Origin of the sequence: Tenacibaculum litopenaei, assembly GCF_964514025.1 — a bacterium.
Lineage (GTDB): Bacteria > Bacteroidota > Bacteroidia > Flavobacteriales > Flavobacteriaceae > Polaribacter > Polaribacter litopenaei.
Window position 1 is genome coordinate 154444 of the sequence record NZ_CAZEQT010000003.1, and the last position, 15900, is coordinate 170343.

General features: G+C 39.2%; 13 protein-coding genes. 10 read left to right on the forward strand and 3 right to left on the reverse strand.

What is annotated here, in order from left to right; translation table 11 throughout:
* The 3 genes from porN to ACKTS5_RS05270 all read left to right on the forward strand — a co-directional run bounded on the left by porN (position 1) and on the right by ACKTS5_RS05270 (position 3734).
* Complete coding sequence (porN, locus tag ACKTS5_RS05260) at positions 1 to 864, forward strand: type IX secretion system ring subunit PorN/GldN (RefSeq protein WP_408042797.1); 864 nt, start codon at positions 1 to 3, stop codon at positions 862 to 864.
* Between the two features lie 86 nt (positions 865 to 950).
* Positions 951 to 1244, forward strand: a complete 294-nt coding sequence (locus tag ACKTS5_RS05265) for a hypothetical protein (protein ID WP_408042798.1) — start codon at positions 951 to 953, stop codon at positions 1242 to 1244.
* A 9-nt stretch (positions 1245 to 1253) separates the two neighbouring features.
* On the forward strand, positions 1254 to 3734 hold the full coding sequence (locus ACKTS5_RS05270; protein ID WP_408042799.1) for an Hsp70 family protein: 2481 nt from the start codon (positions 1254 to 1256) through the stop codon (positions 3732 to 3734).
* Positions 3735 to 3736: 2 nt separating this feature from the next.
* Here the strand turns inward: ACKTS5_RS05270 and ACKTS5_RS05275 are convergent, their stop codons facing one another.
* The gene (locus ACKTS5_RS05275; RefSeq protein WP_408042800.1) at positions 3737 to 5665 is read right to left on the reverse strand and encodes a hypothetical protein; all 1929 of its coding nucleotides are present in this window, start codon (positions 5663 to 5665) and stop codon (positions 3737 to 3739) included.
* Positions 5666 to 5766: 101 nt separating this feature from the next.
* Between ACKTS5_RS05275 and ACKTS5_RS05280 the strand changes: the two genes are divergently transcribed.
* Positions 5767 to 6807 carry an NAD(P)/FAD-dependent oxidoreductase gene (locus ACKTS5_RS05280; RefSeq protein WP_408042801.1) on the forward strand — a complete coding sequence of 347 codons (1041 nt, stop codon included), beginning with the start codon at positions 5767 to 5769 and terminating at the stop codon, positions 6805 to 6807.
* Here ACKTS5_RS05280 and ACKTS5_RS05285 read toward each other — a convergent pair whose 3' ends face one another.
* The gene (locus ACKTS5_RS05285) at positions 6808 to 7203 is read right to left on the reverse strand and encodes a DUF983 domain-containing protein (RefSeq protein ID WP_408042802.1); all 396 of its coding nucleotides are present in this window, start codon (positions 7201 to 7203) and stop codon (positions 6808 to 6810) included.
* A 117-nt stretch (positions 7204 to 7320) separates the two neighbouring features.
* On the opposite strand from ACKTS5_RS05285, the gene ACKTS5_RS05290 reads away from it, so the two are divergent.
* From ACKTS5_RS05290 to ACKTS5_RS05300, 3 genes are read left to right on the forward strand one after another with little or no spacing between them, the layout of a single operon-like run.
* Positions 7321 to 9240 carry an ABC-F family ATP-binding cassette domain-containing protein gene (locus ACKTS5_RS05290; RefSeq protein WP_408042803.1) on the forward strand — a complete coding sequence of 640 codons (1920 nt, stop codon included), beginning with the start codon at positions 7321 to 7323 and terminating at the stop codon, positions 9238 to 9240.
* The gene (locus ACKTS5_RS05295) at positions 9233 to 10177 is read left to right on the forward strand and encodes a 1-aminocyclopropane-1-carboxylate deaminase/D-cysteine desulfhydrase (protein ID WP_408042804.1); all 945 of its coding nucleotides are present in this window, start codon (positions 9233 to 9235) and stop codon (positions 10175 to 10177) included. Before ACKTS5_RS05290 ends, ACKTS5_RS05295 begins: the two co-directional genes overlap by 8 nt.
* Before the next feature lie 12 nt (positions 10178 to 10189).
* Positions 10190 to 10990 carry a glucosaminidase domain-containing protein gene (locus ACKTS5_RS05300; protein ID WP_408042805.1) on the forward strand — a complete coding sequence of 267 codons (801 nt, stop codon included), beginning with the start codon at positions 10190 to 10192 and terminating at the stop codon, positions 10988 to 10990.
* Positions 10991 to 11041: 51 nt separating this feature from the next.
* On the opposite strand, the gene ACKTS5_RS05305 is transcribed toward ACKTS5_RS05300, so the two are convergent.
* A complete protein-coding gene (locus ACKTS5_RS05305) occupies positions 11042 to 12169 on the reverse strand; it encodes a vWA domain-containing protein (protein ID WP_408042806.1) in 1128 nt (375 codons plus the stop codon).
* Positions 12170 to 12426: 257 nt separating this feature from the next.
* Between ACKTS5_RS05305 and ACKTS5_RS05310 the strand changes: the two genes are divergently transcribed.
* The 3 genes from ACKTS5_RS05310 to ACKTS5_RS05320 are packed head-to-tail and all read left to right on the forward strand — an operon-like array spanning position 12427 to position 15899.
* Entirely contained in the window at positions 12427 to 14655 is a 2229-nt protein-coding gene (locus ACKTS5_RS05310) for a histidine kinase (RefSeq protein ID WP_408042807.1), read from the forward strand.
* Positions 14652 to 15383, forward strand: a complete 732-nt coding sequence (locus ACKTS5_RS05315) for a LytR/AlgR family response regulator transcription factor (RefSeq protein ID WP_408042808.1) — start codon at positions 14652 to 14654, stop codon at positions 15381 to 15383. Before ACKTS5_RS05310 ends, ACKTS5_RS05315 begins: the two co-directional genes overlap by 4 nt.
* Positions 15384 to 15899, forward strand: a complete 516-nt coding sequence (locus ACKTS5_RS05320) for a gamma carbonic anhydrase family protein (protein ID WP_408042809.1) — start codon at positions 15384 to 15386, stop codon at positions 15897 to 15899. It begins immediately after the preceding gene.
* Position 15900 lies beyond the last annotated feature (1 nt).

Genomic DNA, 15900 nt, shown 5'->3' on the forward strand with positions numbered 1-15900 from the left:
ATGAATTGGAAGCGTTTTTATTTGGTTGCATTAACACTTGTCGCTACAAGTTATGCAAGTGCCCAAGCAAACCTTTTAAATGCTAAAAAGGTAAGCCAAATTGGATTTAAGTCTGAAGCTCAAATAGCTTCTGAGGATGATAAACCGTTGCCCTATGGTCACATTAGTGACAGAGATGTGCTTTGGTCTAAAGTAGTATGGGAGTATATAGATTTGAACCAAAAAATTAACTTACCTTACTATTATCCAATTGATACCGTGAGTGCTGGTAACAACCGTAAGTCATTATACGATACCTTGTTAAAAGGTATTAAAGACGGTGAAATTACTGAAGTATACGACGATTCGTATTTTACGACTAAGATAGGAACTCAGGAAATTTCTGAAAAAACTATCGACAAGCGTGATGATGGATATGGAAATATCGATGAGTACGAAATTAAGTCAGAATTAGTAAAAGGATATACGATTAAAGGAATCTGGTATTTCGATAAGCGTCAAGGAGAATTGAAATACCGTTTATTAGGTATCGCTCCAATGGCACCGGATGTACAGGTTATTGGTCGTGATGAAATCGATGATAAAGACAATGTATACGCGTTGTTCTGGGTATTCTATCCAGATGCTCGTGAAACATTGCACAAGTCAAAGGTATTTAATCCATTGAATTCTGCGCGTCCTATATCGTATGATAACCTATTGAATGCGAGAAGATTTACTTCGACAATCGAAAAAGAGGAAAACCTTTACGGAGATAGAACTATTAAAGACTATGTACGTGGAAATTCACTATTCCAATTGTTAGAAGCAAACCGTATCAAAGAAGGTATTCGTGACCGTGAAATGGATATGTGGAACTACTAGTATTTCTATAAAACAATATTGAAAAGAGCTTGCAACTGCAAGCTCTTTTTGTTTTTGTATATTTGAGTTCACTGCATTAAAATGTTATGATAGAATTATTAAATCAATTATTTGAAATCGAAGCCAAAACGGCGCGCTTAGAGGGTGTTAGTTTAAGTAGAAATATCCGTAGAATGTATCACGAGTTGGATGCCTGTGGCTTTGTAGCCAAGAATCCTATGGGTGAAAAGTTTACGGAACAACGTACCGATGTGGAGGCAAGTTTAACCTGTGATTACCACGATAAGATGAAAATTACGAGGGTATTGAAACCAATTGTGTACAAACGAGAAGGAGGAACGCTGGTACTCGTGCAGAAAGGAATTGTTATGGTCGCTTAATTAAGATATATGAAAACAGTAAATTTTGGAATAGACCTGGGTACAACCAATAGTATGATTGCTTGTTATCAAAATGGGAACTTAGAAGTGTTTAAAAATCCATTAGGCTTAAAGGCTACGTTAGCTTCGGCTGTAGCCTACAGAAAGAATAGAACGTTGATCGGTGATAAGGCACGGGAATTTTCGGAACGAGATCCCTTAAATGTGTTTACTTGTTTTAAGCGAAAAATGGGAACTTCTGACCGTTATTGGGTACCCAACAGAGACGCGGAAGTTAGTCCTATTGATCTGTCTTCTCAAATCTTGATGGAACTCAAAAATTTTATTCACACAGGAGAGAAACCGTCAGAGGTGGTGGTGACCATACCTGCTTCTTTTGATACCATCCAGTCCAACGCAACTAAGTTAGCGGGAGAAAAGGCTGGATTTAAAGAAGTTCACCTGTTGCAAGAACCTATCGCTGCGAGTTTGGCCTTTGCAAACAGGCAGCAATTAGATTTGTCAGCGGAAAAGCGTTGGTTGGTTTATGATTTTGGAGGAGGGACTTTTGATGTGGCGCTCTTAAAAATAGACGACCGAGAAATAGACGTATTGGACAATGCTGGTGATAATTTTTTAGGAGGATTGGACATTGATAATACGTTGGTAGAACAGGTGTTGATTCCTGTATTAGAAAAGGCCTTAGGCGTTCCTAATTTATGGGAAGAATGTCGTAAAAAAGAAGGGAAGTATAAAACCTTGTACTACGAGCTGTTGTACAAAGCAGAAGAGGCTAAAAAGGAACTCAGTGTTTTCGATAAAGTGGAAATAGAGTTGGAATACGATGACGAAGATGTTTATGAAACGGTCGAGATTTCGAGAGATCAGTTCAACCAATTGATTCGACCATTAGTGCAGCGTACGCTTGAGTTTACCAAATCTTTGCTAATGACTAATGGCCTGACGGCAGATAGTATTGATCGAATTTTGTTGGTAGGAGGAACCACGATGATTCCCTATGTGAAAACCTGCTTAGAAAATGAGTTTGGCATTGCGTTAGGGACGGAAGTAGACCCAACCGAAGCCGTAGGTATAGGTGCCGCGTATTTTGCAGGAACCAAACCCAAAAAACACACAGAAGACACAGCAGAGTCCCAACATGCAGCACTTGCAAAGGCGCAGGAGTTTGAGTTGGTATACGAACGAAGTTCTCGCGATGAGGAAGAACTGATTCACCTCACGGCTCAGGGTGATTTTAATGGGTTTTACCGCATTAAAAGAAGAGATGGAGGTTTCGATACCGGAAGTGTAGCATTTTCTAAAGAAGCCTTTGTATATGTCGATTTGCTACAAGGAGAGTTGAATACTTTTGAACTCCTCATTACCGATGCAGATCAACAAGAGGTATTTAAACACGGGGCCATCATCATTAATCAAGGGAAATATCAAGTAAAAGGTCAGGTATTGCCAATAGATATTTGCTTAGAAATTGACGATTTAACTCATGGAGTTACCCGTTTAGAACCCATATTTGCCAAGAATAGTCTGTTACCATTGAAACGAATGGTGTACAAAACACTTTCCAAATCAATTTTAAAAGACAGTGATGACAGTTTGCGAATTAACATAGTGGAAGGATCGAGTGTTGGACTTCCTAGTTCGGGGTTAACCATAGGTTTTGTCGAGATTTCAGGTAAGGCTTTAAAGGCGGATCTTATCAAAGGAACCGATATAGAACTTGAAATTACCCTGTCAGAATCGAGAGACTTAAAGGTCGATGTGTATCTCAACTTTACGGAGCAGGAGTTCAAAAATAACTTTACACCTTCGGAACGCTATCTCGAAAAATCAGAACTCGACAGAGATCTTGGGGCTTGTATCTACAAGTTAGAACAAGAGTTAAATATGCATGAGGATAACTATGAGTTCCTGGCTAAAATTAAGCATATTAAAGACGAATTAATAGAGTTGCAAATTGCGTTAACACTTGCACCTGACGATGATGTTAGTGATACGAAATACAGTATTGATAATCAGAAGAGAAAATTGATGAACGATTTTGATCTACTGACAAGACAACGCGCACTTAACGATGATCTCACTGAATACAGATGGGTGAAGGCTTCCGTACAAGCAGAACTCAATGAGGAAGCCAATGAATCGTATCGTCATCAGTTCGAAAAAATTATCGCAGATGAAAAGACAGTTTTAAATTCGGGAAACAAGTATCTAATCAAGGCCAAAGTAAAAGAAATGGAATCGCTGTTAGGAACGCTGTTCAACGCAGATGACCGCAATTTTATCGATGTTTTTATCAATTATAAAATGAACAGTGAGCAATTTACCGATAGCATAAAGGCCGATCGTATGTTCGAAGAAGGTGATCGAGCATTGGAACAACAGGATTACCGCCGATTAAAATCTGTAGTATATCAGTTGTTTAGTTTGCTACCTCGTGAGGACAAAGATAAATCGACCTTGCGAAAAAGCGATCAGACAGGATTGCAATAAACTTATTTTATGATGGTAATTTTATCTTTGTAGAACCTGAAAAACATATAAGGTTTAAAAATTTTTTTCATAGGGTATGGCTTTTTAGCCAATACCCTATTTTTATCGGTAAGGTACACCAGGGTGTCTCCTTTTTTACTCCTCCAGAGCTGGGGAGTACTGTAAAAGTACAAGGTATCTTTTTGCGGCTTTACTTTTATGCGAACCTGCTTTCCTGGAACCACATAGGTCGCGTAGTTACGCTCTTCAGGAGTATTGCGGTTAAAAACAAGTAGACCTTTTCGTTCATCGTTGTTTTTGACGATGATTTCTTGTCCTTCCAAGGTTTTGTGATCTTTGCCTTTGAATTGATTAGGATAGGGGTTGGCGCCGTTGCGCAATCGCAGTTTTCGCATGGTTCTTGGGCGAACAGACGACATTCGTAAAAGGCGTTTAAAAAAGGCGGTCTTAGGAGCGTTGATCACACTGAGATTTTCAGGCACGCGATACTTGGATAAATAGGTGTTTTTATAGCGGTCAAAAGAGATGTTATCGAACTGAACTCCTTTGTCGGTGATGCGTATTTTTGAAGAGTCATTGGCAATAAAAACTTTGTACTTATACTGAAGTGTAGCTAAGTCTTCTTTCGACATGCGTTTGTACGTACTTTCTGAGGCATCGGCATAAGAGAGCTGAGTATATTCATCACCTGTGTAAAAATAGTAATCCGTTTCTGTGCGGTGATGTATCTGGAGAGAATCACCAGGGGCTATGTAAGAATTGAAAAATACCGGTTGTTTTTTGTGCGTGCTAAACACAAAAGCTTGGTGATCACTGTCGTTGCGTATCCAAATAGGGCGCCCGTTTTTAATTTTAGTTAGCGAATTGAAATAGTTTTGTATCGATTGCCCTGTTTTAAAATTTGTAGAGATACTGTCGTAATAAACTTCATTGAGTATATAGGTCCGTCCAAATAGTTTTTTCATGTACCGCGTTTGGAAGTCTGAAAAGACATTTGACACTTGTTGATTGTAAACACTCGTTTCTTTGTATTGTACATCTCTACTCGGCACATACGAATTTTGGGCTCGGTTCATTTTTGCCACAAATACGATAACGCCGATAATGATAGCAAATATTTGTCCGGCGTAGCTCTTACTTTCTTTGTTCTGAGCTGTAGTTTGATACCCGGGTTCTTCGTAGCCCAATCGCGCTAAAACACTCAGGTGATCTTGTAGGTTGGGATCGTCAATTTCAATTGCGCTAAACAAGCGATAGGCATACTTCATATGCTCGTATTCACGGTTGGCTGTTTTGGTTTTATTATAGTATTCTACCAGGGCGTTGATATAATCGATTTTGACGCTTTTCACCTGTCCTATTGGAATTGCGTTGAGCAGTTTGATATGACTTTTATAAGTGACCTCAGGATGCGTTAGATACATCCTTCTAGCGGTAACCTCATGCATGGACTTTGCCAGTAACTCTGTTTGCTGAATTATATAATCGTATATAAATTGTAAGGTACTTACGGTAAACAGATAATCAGCACTGAGTGCTTGATTGATGATGTCAAAATTTTTGTTTCGATACGAGTTTTTTAGTATCGGAATAAACAAGGCCTCCATATATGGTGCTAGAAACGAGGCTAGGGAAGCAGGAATTTCCTCAGAGACACTATCAAAGTTAAATACCTTGGGAGCTGTGCACTCTCCGTTTTTTAAAAAGGTCTTGAAATGAGGGTAGCGTTCTACGAATAAAATACAGGCTCTGGTATCTTCTTGCTTCAGTTGATCTAGGAGTTCGAATTGCAGATCTTTATTATAGGCGGTATTGTTTTGTTGTCGGTGAATAAGACGCAAACGTTTTTCGAGCCTGATAATGGCTTTAGCATCTAAATTTTCGAGTTCAGAGATACTAATTTGTAGTAGATCAACAGGTGATTGATACATGGCAATTTTTATTGAGATAGCACGGCCTAAAATAGGAAAAAAAGAACAAGTTTCACGGAACGATCGCGATTTTTTCGAGCGAATGTTCGTATTTTTGACTTATGAAAATCGATTATATTATAGTAGGTTTAGGCTTGGCAGGAATGGCCTTTGCAGAGGAAGCTTTGGATAATGGTAAAACCGTTATGGTATTTGAAAATGCATCGCAAACCTCTTCGTTAATTGCAGGAGGGGTGTACAATCCGGTTATTTTAAAGCGATTTACTCCAGCTTGGAACGCGCATGAGCAGTTGCAGTACGCACTGCCGTTTTACGATGCCTTGGCCACTAAATTAGCGGTAGATGTCGATACGAAATTTGCTACGAAAAAGATGTTTACTTCAGTAGCAGATGAAAATAATTGGTTCGTTGCTTTGGACAAACCGAACTTAGGGGAGTATATGAATACGACCATAGAGCGATCGGAAATTCCAGGAGTGTTAGGAACTATGGGCTTCGGAACCTTGCGCGGAACCGGGCGGTTGAAAACAAAAGAGCTCGTGGCTGCCTACCAGCAGTTTCTCGAAAGTAAACAGAGTATTCGAAGAGAAAATTTCGACTACAATCAACTAGTAATAGGTGAAGAGCAATTGTCATACAAGGATCTAGAAGCTGGACATATCGTTTTTTGCGAAGGCTATGGAATCAAAGAAAACCCCTTTTTTAATCACTTGCCATTGATGGGAACCAAAGGAGAAATCATGGATATCCACGCTCCGGACCTAAAAATTGATTTTTTATTAAAAGCAGCAGTTTTTGTCATGCCATTAGGGAATGATCATTACAAAGTAGGGGCGACCTTTAACTGGACGGATAAAACTTCTGAACCAACGGAGGAGGGACGTTCCGAGTTGGTTGAAAAGCTCGATAAAGTAATTTCTGTTCCCTATACGATTGTAAAACAATCCGCAGGGATTCGTCCTACAGTAAAAGACAGAAGGCCTTTGGTAGGAACACATCCTGACCATCAGCGACTCGCAGTGCTCAATGGGTTGGGTACACGGGGGGTATTGATAGCACCAACGGTAGCAAAAGAACTTTTTTCACACATAGAACACAAAACGGCACTCGACAGTGAAATAGCCATCTCGCGTTTTGCCTAACTACTTTTCAGTTTGTAGCTCTTTAGCTTTTTTATCGTAAGCGACAAAAATATTAATCCAGATGATGCGCGATAGGCGTAAACTCACCGGGGTTAGCAATGTTGATACGACAACAACGGCAATAAAGCTGTGTAGGATGCTCATGCCTAAAAATACTTTAGAAATGATGAAAATTGCGACAAACAAGGCAACTGCAATTGCGTAATTTACATACATGGCACCAAAGAAAAAAGAAGGTTCCATCATGTATTTTAAATTACAACTCGGACAGTTATCGTGGAGTTTCGTAATTTTTTTTGGGTTAATTGTCAAGGGGTATTTAAAAAACTCTCCCTCGTGACAACGCGGGCATTTATTTCTAAAGATACTGTATAATTTGTAACCTTTTCCAAACATATCTCAGGGTATAAGTGTAATAACTATTTCGTTTTTGTAAGTTTGTGCAAATTTCTGGAAAAACCAAATTATTTGTTGTAACACGAGTTACAAAATCACGTTAATTGATCAAAATATATGCTAAACGTTCACAACTTAACTGTTTCGTTTATGGGAACTGATTTGTTCTCAGGAATCACGTTTAAATTAAATAAAGGAGATAGAATTGGACTTATTGGAAAAAATGGAGCGGGAAAATCTACCTTGTTAAAGGTGCTTTCTAAAGATATTGAAAGTAGTGGAGGAACCATGGCATTTGACAAAGACGTGTCGATTGGTTTTTTGCGTCAAGATATCGATTTTGTACAAGGACGCACCATTTTGGAAGAAGCGTATCAGGCATTTACTGAAATCAAAGCTATTGAGCTCGATTTGGAAGAAATCAATGCCCAACTAGCAGAACGCACCGACTATGAAAGTGAAGGCTACAACCAACTGATGATCGATTTAAACGAAAAGTCAGAACGCTATGAATTGTTAGGAGGGTATAATTACCAAGGAGAAACAGAGCGTATACTTCAGGGATTAGGGTTCCAACGAGAAGACTTTGACAAGTTGACTGATACCTTTTCAGGAGGGTGGCGCATGCGTATAGAGCTGGCAAAACTCCTGTTGCAGAACAACGATATTTTATTGCTGGATGAGCCTACCAACCACTTGGATATAGAGTCGATTATATGGTTGGAGAATTTTTTGAAAAATTATTCGGGAGCCATCGTGCTAGTATCGCACGATAAAATGTTTTTGGACAACGTGACAAATCGCACCATTGAAATTTCTCTTGGGCAAATTTACGACTATAAAAAGCCGTATTCTGAATTTTTGAAATTGCGCAATGAAATCAAAGAAAAACAGTTACAGGCGCAAAAAAATCAAGAAAAGGAAATAGAACATACACAAAAATTAATCGAAAAGTTTAGAGCCAAAGCCAATAAGGCTGCAATGGCCCAATCGCTGATTAAGAAATTGGATAAGGTAGAACGCATTGAGGTCGATCAGGACGATAATGCAGTGATGAATGTGCGTTTTGAAATTTCCAAAGAACCCGGAAAAATTATTGTTGAGGCAGAAAATTTGTCTAAAAATTACGGAGAGAAGCAGGTGCTATCCGGAGTAGATTTACTGATTGAACGCAATAGTAAAATTGCGTTTGTCGGACAAAACGGACAAGGAAAATCTACCTTGGCAAAAATGATGGTGGGAGAAATACCTTTTGACGGTAGTTTGAAATTAGGACATAATGTAGAGGTAGGATATTTTGCTCAAAATCAGTCAGAACACCTACCACCAGAGAAAACCGTTTTGGAAATTATGGAGGATGCCGCCAATGATACCAATCGAATTAAGGTACGCGATATGTTAGGGGCATTTCTCTTTGGTGGAGAAGCGGTAGACAAAAAAGCAAAAGTGCTATCTGGGGGAGAGCGAAACAGGTTGGCGTTGTGTAAATTGCTGTTGTCACCGTTTAATGTACTCATCATGGATGAGCCTACCAACCACCTTGATATAGCTTCGAAAAACGTGCTAAAGCAAGCGCTTAAAAACTTTGATGGAACGCTTATCATCGTATCGCACGATCGGGACTTTTTACAAGGCTTAACAACCACTGTTTACGGCTTTAAAGACAAGGTCGTAAAAGAATACTTGGGAGATATTGATTATTTCTTGGAGCAGCATCAAATGGAAAGTTTGCGCGATGCGGAACTGCGTACGGTGGTGAAAGAAACAAAAGACCCAAGTAAGAAAGAAGCTTACAAACTGTCAAAGGAACAGGCGAAGGAGGTAAAAAAGATGAAAAATCGTATCGGTAAAATTGAAAAGCTCATTGCCGATTTGGAGGAAGAAATTACAAAAATAGACCTAGCTCTTGCCGAGAATTATGACGAAGTAGCCTCACAAGAGAACTTCTTTGAAAACTACAAAGCTAAAAAGGCAGAAGTAGACCAATTGATGGAAGAGTGGGAAGAAATAGAAGAAAAATTAAGCGATTTTGAATAAGCTGTTCTCAGGAAAAACGAGTTCTAGAAATCAGTCTATTACCCATCCACTGCTACAGGCAAAGGGGATCCATTTGGTGATAAAAAGAGAAGATGAGTTACATCCAATAGTATCGGGAAATAAATTCAGAAAGCTAAAGTACAATGTATTAGAGGCGCTGAAGCAGCAAAAGAAAGTTCTTTTGACTTTTGGAGGAGCCTATTCGAACCATATTGCGGCGGCGGCAACTGCAGGGAAGTATTACGGAATACCCTCTGTAGGCGTGATTCGCGGGGAGGAATTGGCCGCAAAAATGCCTGAACTTCTCCAGCAGAATCCCACGTTAGCACACGCAGTATCGGAAGGTATGCATTTAAAGTTCGTTTCTCGCGAAGCCTATCGAAGTAAAACAACCCCTGAGTTTTTAGCAGCACTTGAAGAAGAATTTGGGAGTTATTACCTAGTTCCAGAAGGCGGTACAAATACCTTGGCTGTGAAGGGATGTGAGGAAATCCTTAGCGAAGAGGATAAAAAATTCCATTATATTTGTGCTGCAGTTGGTACAGGGGGAACCCTGTCAGGAATTATCAATGCTGCAGAAACTACCCAACACATATTGGGGTTTCCTGCATTAAAAGGTGATTTCCTGCAAGCGGAGTTGAAGCAATTCGTTACAGATAACACGAAACAATACCGATTAATTTCCGAGTATCACTTTGGAGGTTACGCGAAGTGGAATGACGCATTAATTTCTTTTATCAATGCGTTTAAATTGGCTACCTCAATTCCGTTGGAGCCTATTTATACCGGAAAAATGCTCTTTGGCCTGTTTGATATGATTGCCAAAGATCAATTTAAACCAGGTACGCGCATACTGGTAGTGCACACGGGAGGCTTACAAGGGATTGCAGGAATCAATCAACAATTAAAAAAGAAAAATAAGAACCTAATCGTATAAAGAGGGATAGAAATGAGTACAAGGAATACATCGTACCTGTTACTGCTAGTGATGGCAAGCGTATTAGCGAGTTGTGGATCGAGCAAACGCGTGGTGAGTAAGCAACGACCTGTGATAATTGAAGAACGAGAAGAAGTACCTGAAATACCACAGCTAGAACAAATTCAAAAGAAAACGAAGACAACCACCAACCATACGGTTGCTTATATTGAAAAGTTCGCACCTATTGCTGTCAAAAAAATGCATCAGTACAACATTCCTGCAAGTATTACTTTAGCCCAAGGAGTTCTGGAGTCAGGAAGCGGACGCAGCCCTCTAGCTATCCGATCAAACAACCACTTTGGAATTAAATGTCACCGAGGTTGGCAAGGAAAAAGTGTGACCCATGATGACGATGAAAAGGGCGAGTGTTTTAGAAAGTACAAATACCCAGAATCTTCATATGAAGATCACTCAAAGTTTTTACTGACGCGAAAGCGCTATGCGAGTCTTTTCCGTTTAAAGCACACCGATTATAAAGGATGGGCATACGGATTGCGAAGAGCGGGTTATGCGACTGATAAACGCTACCCACAAAAGCTGATAGGGATTATCAAAAAGTATAATTTGGCGAAATACGATCGTATAAAACCTGGAAAAATGAAAAAAGTGACTACTCCGTCTTACAGTATTGGAAAATATTACAAAGTAAAACAAGGAGATACGCTGTATTCAATAGCCAAGCGATTTAATTTGAGTGTTGATCAGCTTAAAAAAGTCAACGGGTTAAAAAATAACAACCTCAGTATCGGACAACACTTGTTGGTACAATAAACAAAAAGCGAAGTAGTTTACTACTTCGCTTTTTTCAACCAATCAACTAGGCTACCACGAAAAGCCTTTTTTCGTGGCCTGCTTTTTTATACTTGTGATCACAGCATTTTCCAACTCGTCGGCGTTGTTTTTCTCTTTCTGATGTTTGGCTATATAAGCGTTTCTTTTTTTGTTTAATATGCGTATTTGACGTTGCAAATCGCTGCGCTGTTTCGCCTTGTTGTTGATGATTGTTTTAAGTTCTTCTTCGGTTTTGTTTTGTAATTGTTTGGGGAGGTCAGACGATTTTAACTCGTTCAAATCGAATTTTTTGTCTTTTGAGGCGTCTACCAAATCCCAGTCGCCATTGCTGTATAAATATCCAGTTTTACTTACCGCGCGTTTTACGAGCACTTCTTGGTGTACGGTGAGTGCATTGTAATCCTGAACACTCTGATTTTTACTTTTTTTCCTGCCCGAACTTCCGTAGTACAGATAGGTGGTATTCAGTGTTTGGTTGAGCTGTAAAATCTCCTGATCATAGGGCGTTTCAACAGCGACAATATTCTTGTTGTGCTCGATCGTTAAATAATCGCCTTTTCCTAACATTGCTGCCGTTTTCCAACTTCCTTGAACTCCTAGCTGATAGTCGCCGCAAAAAATAGTATTTACTGTGATATCTTTTTCGTCGGCATCGGCTAAGGCCGATTTATAATGTACAGGACCTTGCGTAAAAGGTTCATTTCCTGCAATAAAAATCATACGTAAACCGGCTGTTTTCTGCGTCCAATCTAATCGAGACACCGCTGTTTGCAGCACTTGACCACAAAATTCGTCGCCTCCGTTGGTCGTTAAGGAAAACAATCCTTTAGAAATTTCGTCTAAATTGCTGGTAAAGGGTAATACTTGTCGCAAATACCCTTGACTCGATGACAAGCTGCTATTTCCGTATTCGTACAAGGCAATTTGTAAGCGCGGATTTTTTCCGTTCTTTTTTGCATACGAAAGTTGGTTGACAATTTCCCAAAGTTGAGCCTTGGCTTGATTAATTAAGCCGTCCATGCTATTACTGGTATCTAGTAAAAGTGCGACCTGTATAACGGGAGAGGCTGCAGTGGTATGGGGCTTTGCGCTGGCAATACTAGTCACGCAAAACATAAGACAAGTGATGAAGGTCTTTTTTAACATAGGTTGATTCATACAATTCGTGTTTGTGTTGGTACTCTTTTACGTTTGCTAGTTGATTGGGATGGGATAAAACTACTGTGAAGCTTTGGTAATGAAAAGCCAGAATGAGTGACCGCCCTAAATAGGCTAGTTAAAAAGGAAAACAAATGAGTAAAAGCGGTATTTTTACAAGTGTATTCTCGAGTTTCTTGAAAAGGCGATTTTTTTTATCGATTTTTTGATGATAAGTTTACGCTCGGAATACAACTGCTTTTATAATGTACAAACCTATGTGGAAGAAAATTTGTCTTATTGTAATGCTCCTGAGTTTTCAGGGGATATTGGCGCAACAATCGGAGTCTACGGATGCATCGGAAGGAACACAGTTTGTAGTAGAAGTTAAGATTCTTGACAAGGAAAACGACAAGCTTATAAGTACTGCGGATGTCAGTGTTAATGGTGCGATTTTTTCGTATGATATGATTTGGGAAGGGTATTTGATCAGAGCCAGAATTAATGATGAGCTGGTAGTACGACATCCAGATTTTAAAACGGTATATCACACGATAAAATCAAAGGAGAAGATTAAAATTTACGTAGTGCCAGAACCGTTAAAACGCGGACGAAAGAAAAGTAAACGCAAAAAGTGGTACAGCTTAGTAAAATCAAAAGGGAGTGCTTCTAATGTACTCTTCCAAAATTTTTTGGATTCAGCACGTTATTACAAAAAAAGAAGTATCGATAAGAGTTTATCGTATGTCGAGCTCATGCTCAAGGAAGATTTGAGCCCGGCCAGAAAGGCGAAGTCACTTGAAGTATTAGGTCAAATTTACAGTTATTGGAAACAGTACGATTTGGCTATAGAGAACTTTGAGGCTTCCTTGCGTGAAAAGGAGGATATTGAAGTTCGTTTGTTATTGGCGAGGACTCAGTTTTTGCACGGTGATTTCGAGGCGAGTGAGAAATCGTATCGAGTGCTGTTCAGGGTAAATAAGAGTCAGTACAACACGGTATTGATGTACGAAGGTTTAGGTGATGTAGCCATGGCTAAAGAAGATTATGCTGCAGCGGTAATCAATTTTGAAAAGGCCTTGATTACAGCGAACGAAAATTTAATCAGGCCCAAAATTACGGACCTCAATTCTAAATTGGCAGAAGTATATGCCAAACAAGGTCGCATAACTGAGGCAGATTCGCTATTTCAAAATTCCTTAGAACTCGCCCACAAAGAAAACCTAAAGCGCTCATTGGAGGAAGAAGAAAAAGTAGCTAATTTTTTTAATATCTCTCAGCGTTACGACGATGAAATAGAATTGCGAAAAAACAGTTTAAAAAAGACCGAAGGTGTTTCGATGAACGTAGAAGATAAGGAATCGCTGGTCGACTCCATTACTTCGCAAAAAATCAACTATAAAATTGGAAATGCGTATTTATTGAAAGACGAATACGGCAAAGCGATTCCGTTTTTTGAAAAGAGTATCGTAGAAGCGGACAAGAGTGAAGATTTGATAGTACAAAAGGATGCGACACGTAAACTGTCGGAGGTATATGAATCGGTTGGTGCCTATTCCAAAGCCTTTAAAGTGTACCGAGAATACGTAGAATTAGTAGATTCGTTATATGTTAAAAAAGAGCAGGAACTGCAACAGATTAAACGTTTTAACAAGCGAATAGCAGCGAAGCAAAATCGCATTGCCAGCTTGGAAAAAGATCGAGAACTCTCGGAAAGTAAAATAAATCTGGCCTATAAAGATCAACAATTGACCAACGAAAGTAATAGGAAACAGCAAGTTATCATTTATTCACTCATTGGAATGATGCTGCTTATTAGCTTTTTGGTGTATTTTTTATTTCGCTACATCCGCCAACAAAAATTGGCCAACAACTTACTCGCGTTAAAGTCCATGCGTTCACAAATGAATCCGCATTTTATATTTAACGCACTGAACTCTGTGAACAGTTTTATCGCGGTGAATGATGAGCGCAGTGCCAATAGGTATTTGTCAGAGTTTTCGATTTTGATGCGATCGGTACTGGAAAATTCAGAAGAAGATTTTATTCCCCTTTCCAAAGAGATTGAACTCTTACAATTGTACGTAAAACTAGAGCACAATAGGTTCCAAGATAAGTTTGATTACGAAGTGCGTATCGAAGAGGATATACCACAAGACTCGTTTTCCATACCTCCTATGCTATTGCAACCCTATATAGAGAATGCTATTTGGCACGGTTTGCGATACAAAAAGGATAAAGGACAATTGTCGATATATATGGAGTTAGCAGCAAACGATGTGTTGCGCATCCGAATTGAAGACGATGGTGTAGGCAGACAGAAGTCGATGGAAATGAAAACTAAAAATCAATTAAAACAAAAATCTAAGGGGATGAGTACCATTAAAAATCGCATTGATATTATGAATGATATGTACTCAGACATCATTGACGTACGTATTATGGATGCGGAAGCCGATGGATCGGGAACCGTAGTTTTGTTAGAACTTAAAAAAATGACACTGTGAAAATTTCAGCAATTATTATTGAAGATGAAAAAATAAGTAGGGATATCTTAAAGAATTACCTGAAAAAATACTGCCCTAATGTCGATTGTATGGGGGAGGCAGATAATATTCAAGATGGAAAAGAACTGATTGAAAGTACCCAACCAGACCTGGTGTTTTTAGATGTTGAAATGCCGTATGGAACGGGTTTCGATTTATTGGAACAATTGCCGGAGCGCAGTTTTGAAACGATTTTTGTAACAGCTTATGATCATTATGCAATTGAAGCGCTGAACAATCGCGCTTCTTATTATTTGTTAAAGCCTATTTCGATTGACGATTTAATCAAGGCCGTGGCGAGCATTGTGGAAGTAAAGGAGCGCGAAGTAGCTCTTGAAAATACGGTGTTAACAGCAAATACGAGCTTTACAAAAGGAAAAATTACCTTGCCACAGCAAGATGGTTTTGAAGTAATCGATGTCAATGATATTGTGTACTGTAAGGCAGATGATAATTATACAGAGGTACATTTGACATCGGGAAAACGTTTGGTTAGTAAAACCTTAAAGTATTTTGAAACCCTTTTACAAGAGTATCCGTTTGTTCGAGTTCACAAGTCGTATTTGGTAAACATCAATACCATTGTAAAGTACCGCAAAGGAAAAGGAGGGAGTGTTTTGTTGGAAAACGGACAAGAAATTATGGTTTCGGCAACGAAAAAAGCAAACTTATTATCGTATTTTAAATAAATGAAAATTATAAAAGCAGTACGAGGGAAATCCCCTCAAATTCCTGATGATTGCTACGTAGCTGAAAATGCTACCATCGTAGGAGATGTACAAATGGGAGCGGAATGTAGCGTTTGGTTTAATGCCGTTATTCGCGGTGATGTACATTTTATCAAAATGGGCAATAAAGTAAACGTTCAGGACGGAGCAGTAATCCATGCTACCTTTGAAAAATCACCGACAACCATTGGAAATAACGTGTCTATAGGCCATAATGCTATCGTACACGGTTGTACCATCCACGACAATGTTTTGGTAGGTATGGGAAGTATTATCATGGACGATTGTGTAGTAGAATCGAATTCTATCATAGCGGCAGGTGCCGTAGTGACAAAGAATACTCGTGTAGAAAGAGGAAGTGTTTATGCCGGTGTTCCAGCGGTGAAGGTTAAAGATATTTCAGAGGAGTTACTATCCGGTGAAATTGACAGAATAGCCAACAATTACGTCAAGTACGCCAGTTGGTTTCAAGAATAAA